Raw genomic sequence first — 16,127 nt, 5'->3', positions numbered from 1 at the left:
TGTACGAAGGGCAGCAGCGCCTGCCATCCTCATTCCAGGCCGGGAAATCAAGGTATTGGCCATTCGTCATCAGCGCGAAGAGGACTGCCCTGTAGGCAACGCATCTTCAGCGCTGGTACTACTTGCAGCCGTGCAACGACATCGAGGCAAGCGTATTTTCGGCCGAAGCTCTATCACCTGCCTTGATTGCCTGGTCGACTGTTGCCTTCATGAACTGGCACATGTTCGCGCGCCCTGCCGCCTTTTGAGCTTGCTCGCTTTTCTCATGCGCAGCCTTTTGGGCGGGGGACATGGCAGCCACCGCTTCCTTGCGCATCAGTTCGGCGAGCAATTCGATGTTCTTCTTGTTGCTTCCCAAGATATAGCTCTCGACTCGGTCGATTTTTTCCCCTGGCCAGGGAGTCGACCAGCTGCTCGGCGCGAGCTCTCGCATTTTGAAAATCGCGACTTTGACCAAGGCACGATTGACCACGTATGCACTCGCGGACCCCTGCTCGAAACAAGGCCCATAGGAACTAAGCAAGAGTATCCAGGGGACTATGTCAGAAACCTGCTGAGCAACAGGCCTCCAGTCGAAGCAAACCAGCAGAAGTTGGTCGGCGTTGTCGGGCTTGAAGTTCGGGTTTTTTCGATGAAATTCCGCGACCTCTTCCCGGCTGAATTCGAGCTCGTCTTCCCGCGTCGCGCGGATGCTTTCAAGCTGCGTCCTGAACATTTGGATGGCCCTGATGACCTCCGGCTTCTCTCCGGAAGCCTCCGACAGGGCCGCAATGGCTTCGGGACTGGCGCTGCGCCGCAGTTTCTCAGGGACTCGCGATTGACCGGCCGCAAACGAACTCACCAGCAGCAACGATGCCGCTAAAGCCAAACATCTCATGAACGCTCCTCCTGCTTGTTTCATTGATTCTTGAAGACCAAAAGCCCTCGACGGGCTATCCCTTGGTGCACTCAAATGGCTGCCAGGCGCCCGCGGGCGGATTGACCACCGAACCTCGAGCGTCGACGCGCCGGGTCACCCGGAAGGTCAGTGTCTTGTCGGAAAGCTTTGCACTCATCGTGGTGCTGCCCTGGCCAGGAAGAATCTCGAAGGTGTTGCTGCCAAGAAGGCGGATGGCCCCGGACCGCATGGCCGGCGCAAACAGAGGGAGGTCTTGGGGCTCTACCGCCGCGAGCACGCGCTTTGGGGTCATGGTCACCTCACCGCCCGAGATGGCGAACGTTCCTTTGACCTCCATGCTGGCCCGCTTCGCCGAGTCGGACGAATTCGGGTCGCCAATTGTCGACTGTGTGTACGTGCCGGCGGGGTCGAACTCGTACATGGGCCGGCCCTGGCCGTCGCACTCCCAGGTGCCTGCCAGCCTTGCGGGGGTCACTTTGGTGCCAAACCAGCCCTGAAAGATGCCATAGACAACCACCAAAGCGACTGCTGTCGCCACCGCGATTGCGGCCAAGTTTGGCTTCGCAGTGGACGCACCGGCCTGCTCGGTCGACGATTGGGATGGCACCCCACCATCCTGGACTGGCGCCTCAGCGCCCTGGTCCATCTGCGTGGCGGTTTGGCCCTGCGCTTTCGCTTGTTCGCCTGAGTTCTGCATTCAGCTAGGGCTCGATGGGCCGTTCGTTCTTCTGGTGGCGGCAGTGTATACAGGACGGCGCGCCCCTGCGCACCCTGATGAGCGCTCGTCGTGGCACAAATTAACGAGTGCGCCGACTTCTTGCCGGCGACGGCGCAAGGCATCCACGTCGGCAACTTACGGCTGCCCAACTGACCAACCTGGGCGGCCGGTACCTTGGCCCTCCAGGTCGCGCATCGGCAGTCGGCTGCGATAACCAGGGCGTCAAAGTACGACCTCGCAAGCGGTGCCTCAGGCAGCGCAAGTGCGCGCGGGGCAATGACGCGGTAATGCTTGTTTGACCGCTAGGTGGCGGATAGCTGTCTCCGATGTCGAGGTACAGCTGCGACGGCAACGGGCACGAACCCGTCATACGCCTCGAACATCCGGTTTCTCGGCGCCGTACTTCTGGGCAGGCCCATAGCGGAAGTAGCCGTTGCCCCAAAGCGGCTGTTGCAGTTCGTCGCCTGGCCGGAGTCAAATCTGACTAAGCACATCCAAGAGCTGCTGACGCCTTGGCTCAACATACTCATAGAGCAGGCGCCAAGGTTCCTCCTGCGAACCAGGATTGCCGACGTAGAGGTCGCCGGCAATCTGCATCACTTCGCGAGACATGGCCTGGCTCTTCGCTCCATGAAGCTCGCCGAACGAAACAACGTCATACAGCGTTCCGGCATTCACTTCGGAACGTAAGGTCGTTGGGGTTATGCCATGTCGATTCATCGCCTGGTGAACGCGGCGAAGGATGCCGGCGGTTTCGTTGGCACTGATGAGGTCGAAGGCTTCAATGGTCTCGCTGAGCCACTGGCCGGTGGAATTTTCCAAGAATCCGAGAATCCCGCTCATCGAGACCTCGGTATCGAAGTCGAGTACGAGCGTCAGCACACGAAAAACCTCAGGCCGCGATGCCAAGGTTTCTCGAAGGCGATTTAGGGGAGGTTCGTACAGGCTGATGGACAAAGCCTGCACCAACTCTTCCGTGCTCAACGATGAAAAGTCTTCGATGTTCGGCATGAATAGGAAATGCGGATGAAGGGCCGGTTGTGGCCGCATCTTGCCCTTTGACGTTCAGCCGAAATCAACGGACCTGACGATAGTGCCCGCGTCAGCGAGCTCGCCCGCGGCATCGCCGCTTTCAGCGGCTGCCACGTAGGTGACAAGTGCCACGTCGGAGCCGTTGGTCAAGTACCAGGCGCGAATCACGTCGCCTGCATGCAGGAAGCTCCCGCCGACATAGTGGCTCGCGGACTTGCCTCGTTCGACGTTCGCAGCCACGCCAAGAGAACGTGTGTCGGCGAACTCCTTGAGCATCGCGTCAAGGTCGTCCGGGCTGACTTGTGGGTTGGCGCCGGAAAGATACCGTCCTACAGAGAACTGCAGTGCCCCGACCCCTTCCGGCTTTGCCAGGGTGGGCGGTGTTCCTTCGGGCATGTCGTCGCTGATGTCGACCCAGCCGTTGGGGAGAGCGATGCGGACGCCCGCGAAGGTGCAGAGTTGGCTCATGTTTTGAGAAGTCAGAGGGTAGGGTCGAAGGTCCGGTCTTGGCCGGTTGGAGGCGTCCGCGCAAGCAATTCGTCGCCGCCAGCGCCAGCGAGCTATCCGCCGAGCTGTGCAAAGCCTCTGAGGCGACGTGTGCCTATGACACCGACTACAAGATGCACACCGAAAGCCACGAGCAAAAAGATTCCCCCGACCAACAACCAAGATTGGGCCGGCAACACAAACATGAAGGGAATCATGGTCAGTTCTGCGGCGAGCATCACGGCCATTTGGATGCGCCCGAACTTTCTTGCGACCAGGGCGCGCTCGTTGCTGGGTTCCTTCTTGAGCAACGCGCGCAACGGCCATAGAGCGCCGCCTCCAAGGAGCACCTTGAAAACAAGCATTGGCGGCTTCAGCCCAAACGCGGATGCTGCGACCAAGCCGATATACGTGACAGGCATGCCCCAGAGCGCATAGCGGACGAGCCAGTCGAGGTTCTGCGGCTGGCCTAGCACCTCGGCTGGTGACGCTGAAGAACTGGGACGCGTCACGTTGGATGCCGGTGCGACTTCGCTTGCACGCGAGGCTGGTTCGTCCCGATTGTCGCGTGACGGACCGAAGGGTTTCCCGCAGTCGGTGCAGCGCGCGGCCGCGAACGTGTTTTCAGCCTCGCATTGCGGGCAAATCATTGCTACGGCGCTCCTCGTTCGTGGCCGCGCACGGTTCGCGCAGCCGATTTATGTCAGCAAAATGTAACCCGGACGGCATCGAAAGCCAACTGGAAGAGGCGCGTTTTGTTGCAGTTCAGTTGAACTGGAATTGAGACGCCATCAAGAACGAAGGCTTCGGACGGCTGCGGACCGATATCAAAGGCCTCCAGGCGCCGCTAAGGCTATCGACCGCGCTCAAGACGCCAAGGTGCATGCGAACTCGCGATGACTTTAAAAAGGTCCGGCGACATACCGAGGTACCAACCCTTAACTTCTGCCCCAGGTTTGTCTTTGGTGATGTGGATTTTGACCTTCACACCGGCGAACGCCGCGTCTAGAACGTCTCGAAGGAGCCGTTTACAGTCATCGAGGTCACCTTTAGTCGGAAGCTCTGAGGCCCGTAGCTGCACCGACACTACATGGCCTGGCTCGGGGCGCAGACCGATTGCTCCAAGCCAATCGAACGCAGGCCAGACAATCTCGAAGAAGGCGAGTTGCAGTCCTGGCAGGTGCTCCTCGACGTGGTCAATTGAAGGCATCGGTAGTCGAAAGTGGCAGGCTGCCTGTACGTAGTGCAGGCGCAATCGTGACCGGCCTCAGGACAGAGCGCACGCGCTTCGGACGTCGCGCTTGACTGTCCCTGATGGCCCACATTCTGCCTATGGAGGTCACCAGCCGTCACGAGGTGGATTGAAACTGTGCCAGGGGTTCGCCGGCGCAGGGTTCCCCCCTGGAGTATTAGTATTTTCCTTAGGAAACGTGAAATGAGAGCGAAATGCGACGTCCAACGAGTACGCCGCCATCCGCTTTGATTGGCTCCGCCCCAGGTGAAAGCGGTGCCGATAGTGAGCCGCAAGCGCCCTCTCTGCAGCCGGATACTTCATCCCAAACGCTTGGAACAATTGACGGTTATACGTATCCTTGCCTGCCCACTCGGCCAGCCCGGAATCCACCTCGCTCCTCGAGTTGAACGGTTGCTGAACCGCCCACGGACGCAGCGCGGCGTTCGCCAGCGTGTGCTGAACGTCCACCTGTATCCACGCCGTTGGTTGCTGCGTACCTTCGCCCGCACCGGACCCGATTGCCTTATCCAGCAGGCGCACGAGAGCGGCTGTCGGCTCAGGGAGCAGCGCACTCGCATCTTTTGCAGACGCCGGCCGGAAGTCAATTCGGCAACTTGGGCTAGGACCGCGTTCGAGCGCATACACAGACCAAGCTGCGAGAAAGACAAAAGGCTGCCCCACATCGATGAGCCAGAGTGCCCCTGATGCGCCGTGCCTGAATACCAGGGGGGGGCCTCCACACGCCCGAGAGAATCTCGCCGTTCGACCCCCGCTGCGCGGGTTGGCCAAGACGCGCAACGAAGTCGCCAACAGTCTGCTCATCGGGCGTGATGAAGGCGGAATATGCATCTCCGCGCCACCCGCGCGGAGTTTCTTGCACAATCAAGCGGTGCCCATGTTCTCCATGCCGCTGCCAATACACGGCTCTGGCGATGGTGCTATCCGGTGTACGGTGCTTCTCAAACATCGTCTCATCGACCTGAAGCGCGTCGCCGCCAGAGAGGTCGAGTTCTGACGCTCCCAACACCAGTTCGCTCGACAGGACGGACGGCAGCAAGAAGGGAGCGTAGAGACGAGGCGAGTCCGATGCGAACGCTGCTTGGGCAATGACGAGCGCCTCTTTGCACTCAGGTCGAGTTACAGAACCGGCGAGCACTGGACCTTTGGTTTCCAACAACGAACCTGCCGCCGCCCCTGCAACGGTCAAGGTCAGCAACAGCGGCACAGCGAGCTTCATCGTCGAACGGGTCACAAGCAGAATCTCCCCAGTCTTGCACTTCACACCGAATGCACGCGCTACGTTAGAGCCGCACCGTGCGTTCCCGGTGAACTTCACGTGAAACCCTCGAGAAGGGAGTTCGGCGCCCCCCGCGATGGGCCACGTTTTCGTTCGTGTGGAGGCCTTTATCGACCGCGCCACGGTCAATAGGCCTTCAATCAAGGCAACGCTAGCGGAACTGGAGGGTCGTGACGAACTTCCGGTATTGGCCGCAACGCGAGCGTTGAGTAGTCTTGTAGAGCTCTACCAGCCGGTCGCGTCCGTCTCAGAGCGTGCCGGCTCAACGCTACCTGGGCAGGCCAGCCGGTCTAGCGGCACATGGGTGAAGAATATCTTCAACTCGGGTGAGTGCACGACAGCAAATGCGTGGCTGACACCCCCCGGTCCCACGGCCCAAAAGAACGGTGCGCGACGACGATTCAACTTCCGGTAGGCGTTCAGCTTCGGGCCCGTCAGGGACTTCTCATCCACCTCGGACTGGGGAGCCAGGTTGAGCATATGCTCGATGAGCGCGTCGAGTTCCTTCTCGGTCTTCTTGACCTCGCCGGCGATGTACTCCGTCTCCAGGTTGCCGGGAAGAGACGCGGTCAGGTCGAATTCCCACTTGGCCGACTGCAGTGCCAAGCAGGTCACGGGCCATCCAAGTTCGAAATGGAGGCGTGCCACCGAGCTAATGGCAATGACCGGTTCCAGCCAAGGCGTGATGCTCCTCGGGACGGCGTCTCTGGAACCCTCCCAGAAAATCACTTCCTCGGTCTTGCCGTGGGGCAGTCGGTATCCGCCACGTTTCCCGTGCACCACGATGCCGCTATCCAGCGCGCGGAGGAAGCCCCTGGCATCAGCTGTCGTCACCTTATTGGATATCGCCTTGTACCCCGCCGGCGAATACTGCCGGGCTGAGTAATTGCAATAGGCGGGTAGCCACTCGGCCGACAGCCGGCGGGTAAACGTTGCGAGAGAGTCGTCGGACATCGAAGGGAATCCTACATCGACGCTGAGAAGTGGAGGCCCGAAACGACCGTCTTTTTGGCCGGCGCGGCGGTTGGCAGCGTCTCACACCCACACGCCCTAAGCCGCGGAGGTCGGCTCATACTTCTCACGCATCTCAAGATATGCCTTCCTGCAATGCTCGAAATAGGCCCTTTCATCGTCTGCGACGCGCTCAGCCTCATGCCCAGAAATTACAGGGTCGGCAGTGGCTGTCTCGACGACGCGGATGCTCACCACATCCCCAGCCTTCAAATTCGCTCGTAACCAATCCAAGTGTTCGTCGGCGGCCCCGTCCGCGCGTGCCGTCAGTCCTCCAAGACGCAAGTCCATGTCGACGCTTCCATCATCCCGCGGCGGTGCAGCCTCAGGGCCCAGCTTCCCTGTCAGGGTGATGATGGCAGAGAGCACGCACAGGTCGGTTGCGCCGCCGGTGACAGCGTCTCGTCCGTTGATGGAGATTTCTAAGGCATACATGGACGGATTCTCAAGGATTGGCGACAGGGGCTGACCGTCTGCTTCTGGCCCGAATGCAGGAAGCCCCTACGAGAAGGCTTGCCGTGGCGCCACGATGGAAAATCGGGCCTCCTCATATCTTAGGTCTTGAGCTCCGGCCTGCAAGCAAGGGCGCGCAGCTGCCGGTAGAACCCGCCGTACTCTGCCTTGTCGATAGCGCCGGCGATTGAGGGCCGTCGATTGACAATGAGTCCTTGACCACCTCGGAGCGCCTGCTCTTCAGCCGAATGAAATTGGACAATGCCCTGTTTGCAGTTCACCAGGTATCTGGTTCGCTCCGACCGTTTGCATGCCAGGGGCGAAGTGTTCAGGCGTGCGTACGGGTACTCCGTGTGCTGCAGGACCTCCGTGTTGCCAGACGCATCGGTGGACCCCACCTTAAGAAAGGTGAGATTTCCATCCATGTTCTTGAGGGGAGGCCCAGAGCGGACCGAGTAACCGCGCCACCTTGCCCTCAAAGCCCGGCATCCCTGGCTTGTAGCTCTTCGTGAGCTCAATCACGTTCGCAGGCAGTCCCGGCGTCGCCCTCAGCTGGGCCTTGAGAGTTTGGGCACAGACCTGCGCGACGGGGGTCGATTTCGCCGACGCAACGTACACCAAGTGCCAGCCAAACTCCGTTTGGACCGGACCGCTCATGTGGCCAGGCGCGGTAGCGAAGGCCGCTGCTTCGAAAGGGCGCACCATCGTGCCCTCTTTAATCACCCCGAGGTCTCCGCCCGCTTGGCGCGAGCCTGGGTCGATGCTCTTGGCGACAGCCGCCACCTTGAAGGCTGGCAGCAAACGCTCCTTGGGGACAGTTCGGAGCGACGCTACTTCTTTGGCATCCGCCTCTGTGCGGAACATGACGTGGTAGACATGCGCCTCGTGGTAGCTGCCACGCTCGTCCACGTCGCTCGGCAGTGTCTGCGCTTGAATCGTCGTGGCCGCGAGCATGGCGCAGGCTGCGAGTTTGTTCATTTTTCTTTGGTTTGTCGGTGGCACCCGCCGGCAATCGTAACTGGAACCGGGCTTGATGTCCTGCCATGGACGGAAGCGCGTATCGCGCCGATTGCGTGTCACGTGGTCAGTGGGCACACACTGCAGAAGCCGCGCTCGACCCGCCGATTGAGGCCGTCGCTAGGTTCCGGACCTGAGCTCGATTAGGGGTTCGCTGGTCCGGCTTCGGGGCAGTGCTCACGAGCGACCAGTGGCCCGCAAACAGGTGTCCGATGCACCCCTTTAAGCGGCTTGGTATTGCTCCATCGCCCGAGCTAACTCTTGCGCCACCTGCGCACGCAAGGTCGGCGGCTCCAAGACCTCGACATGAGGCCCGTGGCGCAGGATGTCCATCGTCAACTCCCGTGCATCGGCATACGGGACCTCCAGCACTAAGCGGTCCTGGGCGTCGCGCGTCATGCGTTGCTTCGGGTGCCAGCTCTCGCGCGACACCCAGCGGGCGCGCTCGGCGCTGAAGCGCAGCTTTGCCCAGGTGAGTTGGCTGCCGCTGAAAATGCCGTAGCCCTCGCCAATGAACGAGGCAAGCACCTTGTTCGGCACCTTCCCTGCAGGGCGAGCGAGAACCTCTACGGCCTCCATCGAATCCATCGCGAACGACCGCAAGCCGTTGCGAACATGACAGTATGCGCAGAGAAGCCAGTTCGAGCGGTAGTGCAAGAGCATCTGGGGCGACACCTCACGCTCGCTGCTTTCGCCACGCCCCTTGGCAAAATATTTCAACTTAAGACGTTCGCCGCGTAACAAGGCAGCGGCCACGACTTCGAAGTGCTTGTCTGGCACGGCCCGCGCGCCGGTGGTTATCAGGCGCACGCGGCCCTCGACGTCGGAAGCGGCGTGCTGTCCTGTCTCGATGACGGCGCGCAGTCGCGCCCGCAGAGGCTCTATATGTGAGCCCAGCAACCCTGGCTGCATCTCCGACAGCAGCGCTTGCATCATCAGCAACGCATACGCCTCACTCGAGTTGAACCACATCCCCGGGAGTTCTTGCCTTTCCAGGCCCGGCCCGGCCCCGGCGTACACGTAGCCACCGGCATCTCGGTCCCACTCAATGGGCGCTTGGAGACGGTCGCGCATGTATTCGATGTCGCGCTTGAAGGTGGCCCGGGAGACCTCCAGTTCCTCCAGCATCCTGGCGATGGGCACCGGCCTTCCCCGCTGGAGCAAGGAATCGATTTTGTAGAAGCGCTCGGTCCGGTCCATGGGGCTTGTGGCGGCTGGGGAGTAACTCTTTGGTATCAGTGGCTCACGCTATGAGCCACCCTTGTGCAAATACTACCTGCATTGCAAACAAAAAGAGGAGTTCGTGATGTCAGGTTCGATGCACTTTTCCACGCAAACCGAGGGCGTCGCGGCCACTCTCAGCGCCCACGCATCCCTGCGCGTCCAGCAGCGCGGGATGAACAGCCTCCTGCTCGATTGTCTGCTGCGGTACGGCCACTACTCCCATGACCACCTCGGAGCTGAGGTGGTCACCCTGGACAGCAGCGCCTTGCGCCAGATTGCCCGCAATGAATGTGCCGAGGCGCTGCGCCTCGCAAGCGAGACCCGCTCCGCGTACGCGGTCGTCGCTCATGGCCAGGTCGTCACCGTCGGCTACCGCTTCCGCAAGGTGCTGCGCGACCGCAGCCTCTCCGACGCGCGACAAGGCAGGGGCCGAAAGCTGTTGCGCCTGAACGCGAAGGCGCAGGCGACGAGCTTGACGTACTGCGGGCTAACGCTTCATTGATGAGGGAGCGAGAAAGCATGAAATCAATGGCACCGCCCTCCCCGCCTCATCAACTCCACCTCTCGGGCCCAGGCCTGTCGAGGTACGAGTTGGGCGAGCCGATGTTCGTCTATGAGGGTGCCCGCCTGCTGGGCACAGTGGAGCCTGTCGAGGCTAGCCCCGACAGGTCTGAGGTTCGCGTCGGCCGCTTTGTGCCCTCGCCGTCTTCAAGAAGGGAAGTTCGCAACTTCGCACCTCTATTGCTGGCCGAGGTGACCATGTTCCTGGCCGAGCGCTTCCCGGCTATTCAGGCTGTGCACTTCGCGCTGAGTCGGGAACTCGAGATGCACGGCGACGGGTTGATGGTCGCAGCGGCGCGCGTCGAGTTCCTGAGGAGCATTGGAGCTACGGACATTGAAGCTCGACCCAGGCCTGACGCGAGCCGCCCCGGAAACTTCGTTGTCCACGGCGTGTGGGCGTACACAGAGGAGAACATCTCTTCCCTGCGGATGGTGCTGGCCATGGAGCGCGAGCTCTACCGCAAGCATCTGGCTTACGCAGCCAAGCAAGGTGGTCTGGCGGCGCTGCTAGGCCGTTTGAAGGACCGGTGGGCCCGAGGCGATGACCCCTCCCGTTACCCCTTCGTGGTGGGTTCGCAGGCGCGCAGTTGGCGATGGCAGTCGCATTGCTGAGCCCGCAAACCCATCAACATTCATCCGACAAAATGCAAATCCAAAAGTGGAGCGCCCTCGCAGGGCTGAGATTCGTGCTGGCGTTCGTCGTCGCAGTGAATCATTTGCCCGACTTCGTGGCCCTCGGCACCTGGGATTTCATCCCAAAGTTCGGTGCCTTCGAGGCGATACTCGGTTTCCTCCTCATCAGCGGCTACTCCATCGGAGCGTCGTACGCGAAGGAGCCAGCGGGGTTCCTCTGGCGCCGGGCGCTGCGTATCTATCCGGTTTACCTTGCGGCAGTCGTACTGACGTGTGGCGTCTTCGCGCTTGAGCACGACACGTTCCCGTCGGCTTGGCTTGTCTTGGTCAACGTCCTGTTCTTGAATCAGATTCTGACCAGCGACTCCTTTGTTGGGCCAGCCTGGACCTTGGCTCTGGAGGTCTGGCTCTACTGTCTGACCCCTTTGCTCTTCAAGCTCCGCCCGTCCACGTTGCGTGCCTTGACGGCAGCCTCATTCGCAGCCTACCTGGCATACACCTGCGGGCGAACCCTCTTCCACTGGAACTACTTTTCTGGGGTGGGCTACGGCCTGAATCTGTTGTTGCTCTCCTTCATCTGGCTAGCCGGCCTTCGGCTTGCTCGAGAGCCGGAGAATTCCGTTCCCATCCTGAAGGAAGTTGGCTGGATGTTCGCGCTGCACATCGTGCTCGCCACTGCCATCCAGTTTGCCTCCAGCTGGAAGCGTGGCCACATCGATGACTTCCTCAACAGCGGCATCGACCATTTCGCCTTGCAGGCATTCACGTTGGTCGTTGTACTGTGGACGTTCAGACGGTTCACGACGTACCCTGGGGTGGGAGCAGGTGGCTCGGCAACGCTGCGACTGCTTGGCGACATTTCCTACCCGATGTACGTGGCCCACATCCCAGTGTTTTATCTGCTGAAGCGCGCTTCGCTCGAATCTCCGACCCTCTACTTGGCGGCAGTCGTGGCGGTCTCGTTCCTTCTGTACTGGGGACTGGACAAGTACTCGCAGCAGCGGAGCTCCGCTCCTGTGGATAGCCGGCGTGACGCGCTTGGGCCGATGGGGCGAACCGAGACATGAAAAGAGCCCCCCGGCCAACGGGGGAAGCAGCGGAGGAAACGGCGCAGCGCCGGAGCTAAGGCGTTCGACTTGAGTTCCCCGGCAGCGCGGTCTATGGCCTTGCCTCTGGGCCCGCACCATCGGAAAGGGGCCCGCGTTCAATCACATTCCGTCTATGGGCACTGAGGCCACGAGGCCCAGGACGTGAGACTTCACCTCCCTTACAAATGGGACCTGAATCCCCCGCACTCGGTTACCAGAATGAGCTTCACACTTTGAGTGGGAGCATAAGAAGTTGTCTCGTTCGCCGACCGTAGAGCCCCTGCACCCGACGACAAGGAAAGTTGTGGGCACTGCGGGAAGTTCATGGTTCCGCGTGTGGTGACCTTCAAGGGCAAGCCGGAGCCCACAAGACTGCCATCCGAGGCCTCGAAGGCCGACCTGGGACCGTGCTAGTTAGTTTCCCGTGAGCCGCGCGTCTAGGAATTCGAGCACATCTCGGGTCGCCGCTTCTTTCTGCGCTGTGTTCGTCCAGAAAGATGCTCCCTTCTTCATGCAGCCCTTCCTCATCTCGCCAAGTAGTTCCTCGTAGTTCGCTTCGGAAAAGTACTTTCCGCCCAGTGCGTACCGACCATCCGGCTCCACTACAACCGCACACTCCATGTAGTTCTCAACCGTGCTGGCTCGAAAGAGGCGCGTGTTGGCTGGGTCGCCGTCGAAGCCGTGACTGGCTCCGGCGTACACCTTGACCTCAATCTTCCCTCCGGCATTCGCATAGTCCTTGGCAAGTTCTTCGCACGGCTTCACGCCGGTGTAGTCATCCTTTTCCCCCAGCGCCATGAAGACCACGCTTGCTGGCTTGGGCTCTCGCGGTCGGGCACTGCAGCTCGGATAGAAAGGAATGGCGACGGCGAACCGGTCGCTCTGCTCTGGCAGGTATGTTCGGTCAGCCGCGTAGAGCGCAACGAGCCCACCGCGAGAGAATCCCATGACGGCTATGCGCGCTGGCAGGTGCGATTGTTCGACCAGGAAACGGCGCGCTGCGAAGGCATCACGCGTTTGCTGCAGTGTCGTCAGCTGACTTTGGTTTTCTCCAGTGTTGGAGATTCCCCGCGGCCCAAACGTGTCGATGGCAAGGACGGTGTAGCCGCGCTCACTCAGAGCACGCCCGTAGTGGCCTTCTCGGTGGTCTGTCCAGCCGGAGGAGCCATGTACCAGAACCACGGCCCCCTTTGGAGCGCCAGTGGGTTTGTAGAGCACTCCTTGCAGCTTGCGTGAGGCCCCGGATGCCTCGGTAACATCAAACGAAACGGTCTGGCCTCCTCGTGGCTGTGCTACCGCGAGATGAAGGGCATTGAAAGCAAGGATTGATGCGGCGAGAAGTCGCCAGCTTCTCCACGCTACAGAATGAAGAACGTGCATCGCCGCTCCTTTGACCGCGCTCTGACGCGCCAGGCGGCATGATGGCCGTTTCGGTGACCTCTGTCTAGCTAGAAGGGCAGGATGTGGGCCTGCATCGAGGGGGTCGGTGGCTCGGCCTTCGCGCGTCGACTATTCAGAATCTGGCGGGTAGCGCTGCGCGTGCGTCGTGAGCGACAGCTTCGCTTGTGACCATCCAGTCTCTCGCTCGAGTTCGCCCAGCTCTAGGCCTTCCGGGCTGCGGTCAGCAGTGAATCCCTCGCGCAAGATGGTTGGCCACCCCAGCGTCTTGGCGAGAGCCACGACGGACTCGAGCTCTGCTTTCAAGCGCGGCGCCACGTCCGCTTCGATTTCGCGGCCAACCTGCTCGGTCCAGGGTGTCGCGGGCCCTTTGCCCACAACGAGGTTTGCGAGGCACTCCACCGTGATGGCATGGACGTAGCCGCTTGGAAACTCGAGCTCCAGGTGCGTGTCGTCGAGCGCACCCCACACCCGCTCCCGCCATTCGAGCCACCTCCTGCGGAGAATGAGTTTTTCGACGTGCGCCTCCAGGTCCAGCGTGGGCTCGCCGTCGCTCATCGTCCAAGGGACGAGGTCAACATTGCGGCCAAGACGACGTGACTCCGCCCTGACGGCATCCATGACGCGTTCGAGCTCCGCCGAGTACGCCTTGTCATCAAAGGTGAGTTTCAGCGGTCCTTTGCCATGGAACGCAGGATTCAGCTGTGAGCGGAGCGATTCGGGTATCACCCAGGTCGTGTGCCCGAGGCTCGCCTCCAGCCTAATGGCGCCCTCGATGCGAGCGCAGCCTGGGTCCCCGCAGGTGTCGCAGGTGAAGAGGTAGACGTCCGCCCAGGCCCCGGCCCTTGCCGCCGGAAGGAGCACGAAGTCAAAGGCGTATCGGTCGTCCTGGTCGAGCACAAGCCCATCGACCGACGGAACGACCTTCAGGCGAACGCGCCCCTCCTCCGCTTCCAGGAAGTAGTTTTCAAACGTCAAGGCATGCGGCACGCGGACTCCCTCAAAGAACAGGCATGGGCAGTGGGATGCATTGTTCACCAACAGCTCCATGGCCTGGCGCTGGCGGGGCCGGAGCACGCCAGGCAGAAGCCTCGGTGGCCATTGCTGCTTCGTGCGCATCGCGTCTCATGCGTCTCACCGCTTAAGCGGAATGAGACGCTCTCGAAAGCGCGCCTCCTGCCCCCCTTGGCCTCCACAGGCATGTTTGCCGTGGGGACGCGACATACCAGCGGATTGTGACGCTGCGCGTTTTCCCGCTTGAGGTCTGGCTCCCTTCCGTGGCCCGGGCCCCGTTTGCCTCGGTCAGCGCCTTCAGGTTTGGACCATGAGCGTCGGCCCCGACGGTTCGCTCATCGACCCGTTTACGTTTACGGCCGAGCGGGGCACTATTCGGCCCGAATGCGGATGCATGTATTGCGTTGCAGTGGCCCGGCTAGTCGCGCATCAGCGCGACCGGGCCCGTGAACTTATGAAGGAGCGTGCCGTCGTGGTGCCACAGGTGGAAGATGGTCGGCTCGGTGCGGCGGATTTGCTTGCCCGCCATCTCCGTGTAGCCGTCCTTGCCCAGGAATCGACACAGGTCGCCGACATTGTTGGTCTGCAGGACCTTGCGAGGCTCGGCAGGTGGCTTCGTGCCTTCGGGCTGCGGCTTGACCAGTTCGATATCCCACTTGTTCAAGGCCCAAGCCTTGGGGAATTCGAGAACCAGGCCTCGCTTTTGGGCGAGCGCCTCCACTTCTTGTTGGGTGATGAGCACAGTGCTTCCTTGATGAGAGTTGACCCTTTGCCGTATAGCGAAGGTCAGCACGCCCGCGGAATCGCCGGCGCGGATGAATACGAGGGTCGCCCCCCCCTTCGTTGGGGGGTTTGGAAGGGGTTATCGGCAGAATGAGGGAAAAGTTGAGGGTCGCCGCCACAGCCCCGCGCCCCTATCATCCAAGCTACGCCGAACGACTAACCCTCGATGCCTCTGCGCGCTACCACCGGTACGACAAACCTGCACGCCTTCGAATTTGAGGAAGGCCAGTGGGAGGAGCTCAAGGCTACCTACAAGCGGCTCGGCTTGACCATGCCCTGTTGCCAGCGTGCAGCGGTACCCAAGACGAGCCCGCTCGGGAACTATTTCTTTGCGCACGCCCGTAAGGGACCTTGTGCCACCGCCCCTGAAAGCGCCCAGCACCTCTACTGCAAACAGCTCATCGCGCAGGCGGCGCACGCGGCCGGCTGGACGGTGACCACTGAGCGGCCGGGGGCCTGCCCCACCGGCGAGGCGTGGATTGCCGACGTCTTCTGCGAGCGCGGCCGTGCCCAGGTCGCGTTCGAAGTGCAGATGTCCCCGCAGCCGCACGCCGAGACGCTTCGGCGGCAACGCCGCTACAGGGATTCCGGGGTACGCGGCGCCTGGTTCCACGCGCCGATGAAGAGCGGCATTGCGCCGTTGACGGACAAGGAAACCCCGGTCTTCTCCCTCGAGGACTTCGAGGTCGGCGTGCCGCCCCGGGTCAAAGGATTCCCTCTGGCGCTGCCCGAGTTCGTTGAGGCGCTGCTGGGCAAGCGGCTGACCTACGAGGTGCCTGAATACACCCGAACGCTCCACGTCGGATACCTGTTGGGCGAGTGCTGGACATGCAAACGGCAGCTGAAGCACGTCTGCGGGATGCTCGACAGCGCGGAACAACCCTGGTGGTATCACCCGCTCACCGCTGCTTCTCTTTCCCAGACCCTCGCCGGCGTGCAGGCCGCGCTAAGCTCGAGCGAGCTTGCCGGCCTCGGTCTAAACCGTATCGAGCAGTATGAAATCAACCTCGGCAGGAGGTCCAAGGCGCCGACAAGCAACATCTGCCTGCACTGCAATGCGCCGCAGCCCAACGAGTACGTCACGGAAAAGCTGCGCGCCGCGCTCGGCGCTCCTGGCGAATTGAAGAACCCGCCCGCACGGGTGTCCTCCCTCCTCGGCGCCGCCGTGCTTACCCGCACCGAGCGCGGGGCAGGCCGCTGGAAGCTGCACGATGCAGCAGCAGTTCCCAGCGGGCACCTCGCTGCCTGAATGGGCAGGAAAAAGCCCAGGCGCGAGGCCC

Annotated in this window: 16 protein-coding genes; 4 read left to right on the top strand and 12 right to left on the bottom strand. The window is 61.5% G+C overall.

The features are described 5' to 3' along the window. Nucleotides 1–118: 118 nt before the first annotated feature. From E5P2_RS29350 to E5P2_RS29305, 9 genes are all read right to left on the bottom strand, one after another. Nucleotides 119–901 (bottom strand): hypothetical protein, encoded by a 783-nt coding sequence (locus tag E5P2_RS29350; protein ID WP_162577739.1) that lies wholly within the window; start codon nt 899–901, stop codon nt 119–121. A gap of 31 nt (nt 902–932) precedes the next feature. Further along, the gene (locus E5P2_RS29345) at nt 933–1,595 is read right to left on the bottom strand and encodes a hypothetical protein (RefSeq protein ID WP_162570815.1); all 663 of its coding nucleotides are present in this window, start codon (nt 1,593–1,595) and stop codon (nt 933–935) included. 495 nt (nt 1,596–2,090) lie between these two features. Continuing rightward, complete coding sequence (locus E5P2_RS29340) at nt 2,091–2,627, bottom strand: DMP19 family protein (RefSeq protein WP_162570814.1); 537 nt, start codon at nt 2,625–2,627, stop codon at nt 2,091–2,093. A gap of 54 nt (nt 2,628–2,681) precedes the next feature. Next, nucleotides 2,682–3,116, bottom strand: coding sequence for a hypothetical protein (locus tag E5P2_RS29335; protein ID WP_162570813.1), 435 nt, complete (start codon nt 3,114–3,116; stop codon nt 2,682–2,684). A 92-nt stretch (nt 3,117–3,208) separates the two neighbouring features. Next, on the bottom strand, nt 3,209–3,784 hold the full coding sequence (locus E5P2_RS29330; RefSeq protein ID WP_162570812.1) for a hypothetical protein: 576 nt from the start codon (nt 3,782–3,784) through the stop codon (nt 3,209–3,211). A 2,106-nt stretch (nt 3,785–5,890) separates the two neighbouring features. Further along, a complete protein-coding gene (locus E5P2_RS29320) occupies nt 5,891–6,619 on the bottom strand; it encodes a hypothetical protein (protein ID WP_162570810.1) in 729 nt (242 codons plus the stop codon). Between the two features lie 96 nt (nt 6,620–6,715). Beyond that, nucleotides 6,716–7,111 carry a hypothetical protein gene (locus E5P2_RS29315; RefSeq protein ID WP_162570809.1) on the bottom strand — a complete coding sequence of 132 codons (396 nt, stop codon included), beginning with the start codon at nt 7,109–7,111 and terminating at the stop codon, nt 6,716–6,718. Between the two features lie 417 nt (nt 7,112–7,528). After that, nucleotides 7,529–8,107 carry a peptidylprolyl isomerase gene (locus tag E5P2_RS29310; RefSeq protein WP_162570808.1) on the bottom strand — a complete coding sequence of 193 codons (579 nt, stop codon included), beginning with the start codon at nt 8,105–8,107 and terminating at the stop codon, nt 7,529–7,531. Between the two features lie 261 nt (nt 8,108–8,368). Next, nucleotides 8,369–9,346: a helix-turn-helix transcriptional regulator gene (locus E5P2_RS29305; RefSeq protein WP_162570807.1), complete on the bottom strand. Its 978-nt coding sequence runs from the start codon at nt 9,344–9,346 to the stop codon at nt 8,369–8,371. 61 nt (nt 9,347–9,407) lie between these two features. Here E5P2_RS29305 and E5P2_RS29300 point away from each other — a divergent pair, with 61 nt between their 5' ends. The 3 genes from E5P2_RS29300 to E5P2_RS29290 all read left to right on the top strand — a co-directional run bounded on the left by E5P2_RS29300 (nt 9,408) and on the right by E5P2_RS29290 (nt 11,631). After that, nucleotides 9,408–9,872: a hypothetical protein gene (locus E5P2_RS29300; RefSeq protein WP_162570806.1), complete on the top strand. Its 465-nt coding sequence runs from the start codon at nt 9,408–9,410 to the stop codon at nt 9,870–9,872. A gap of 101 nt (nt 9,873–9,973) precedes the next feature. Continuing rightward, a complete protein-coding gene (locus tag E5P2_RS29295) occupies nt 9,974–10,543 on the top strand; it encodes a hypothetical protein (protein ID WP_162570805.1) in 570 nt (189 codons plus the stop codon). Beyond that, nucleotides 10,525–11,631, top strand: a complete 1,107-nt coding sequence (locus E5P2_RS29290) for an acyltransferase family protein (protein ID WP_162577740.1) — start codon at nt 10,525–10,527, stop codon at nt 11,629–11,631. The genes E5P2_RS29295 and E5P2_RS29290 overlap by 19 nt, the downstream gene beginning before the upstream one ends. A 435-nt stretch (nt 11,632–12,066) precedes the next feature. Here E5P2_RS29290 and E5P2_RS29285 read toward each other — a convergent pair whose 3' ends face one another. The 3 genes from E5P2_RS29285 to E5P2_RS29275 form a co-directional block, all read right to left on the bottom strand. Then, a complete protein-coding gene (locus E5P2_RS29285; RefSeq protein ID WP_162570803.1) occupies nt 12,067–13,032 on the bottom strand; it encodes a dienelactone hydrolase family protein in 966 nt (321 codons plus the stop codon). A 129-nt stretch (nt 13,033–13,161) separates the two neighbouring features. Further along, complete coding sequence (locus E5P2_RS29280; RefSeq protein WP_162570802.1) at nt 13,162–14,088, bottom strand: hypothetical protein; 927 nt, start codon at nt 14,086–14,088, stop codon at nt 13,162–13,164. A gap of 394 nt (nt 14,089–14,482) precedes the next feature. Next, the gene (locus E5P2_RS29275) at nt 14,483–14,806 is read right to left on the bottom strand and encodes a hypothetical protein (RefSeq protein WP_068674435.1); all 324 of its coding nucleotides are present in this window, start codon (nt 14,804–14,806) and stop codon (nt 14,483–14,485) included. Nucleotides 14,807–15,013: 207 nt separating this feature from the next. On the opposite strand from E5P2_RS29275, the gene E5P2_RS29270 reads away from it, so the two are divergent. Continuing rightward, nucleotides 15,014–16,096 carry a competence protein CoiA family protein gene (locus E5P2_RS29270; RefSeq protein WP_068674437.1) on the top strand — a complete coding sequence of 361 codons (1,083 nt, stop codon included), beginning with the start codon at nt 15,014–15,016 and terminating at the stop codon, nt 16,094–16,096. Nucleotides 16,097–16,127 lie beyond the last annotated feature (31 nt).

Source organism: Variovorax sp. SRS16 (genome assembly GCF_901827165.1).
In the GTDB taxonomy this organism is placed as follows: Bacteria; Pseudomonadota; Gammaproteobacteria; order Burkholderiales; family Burkholderiaceae_C; genus Variovorax.
This window is presented reverse-complemented; position numbering and strand designations above follow the sequence as displayed.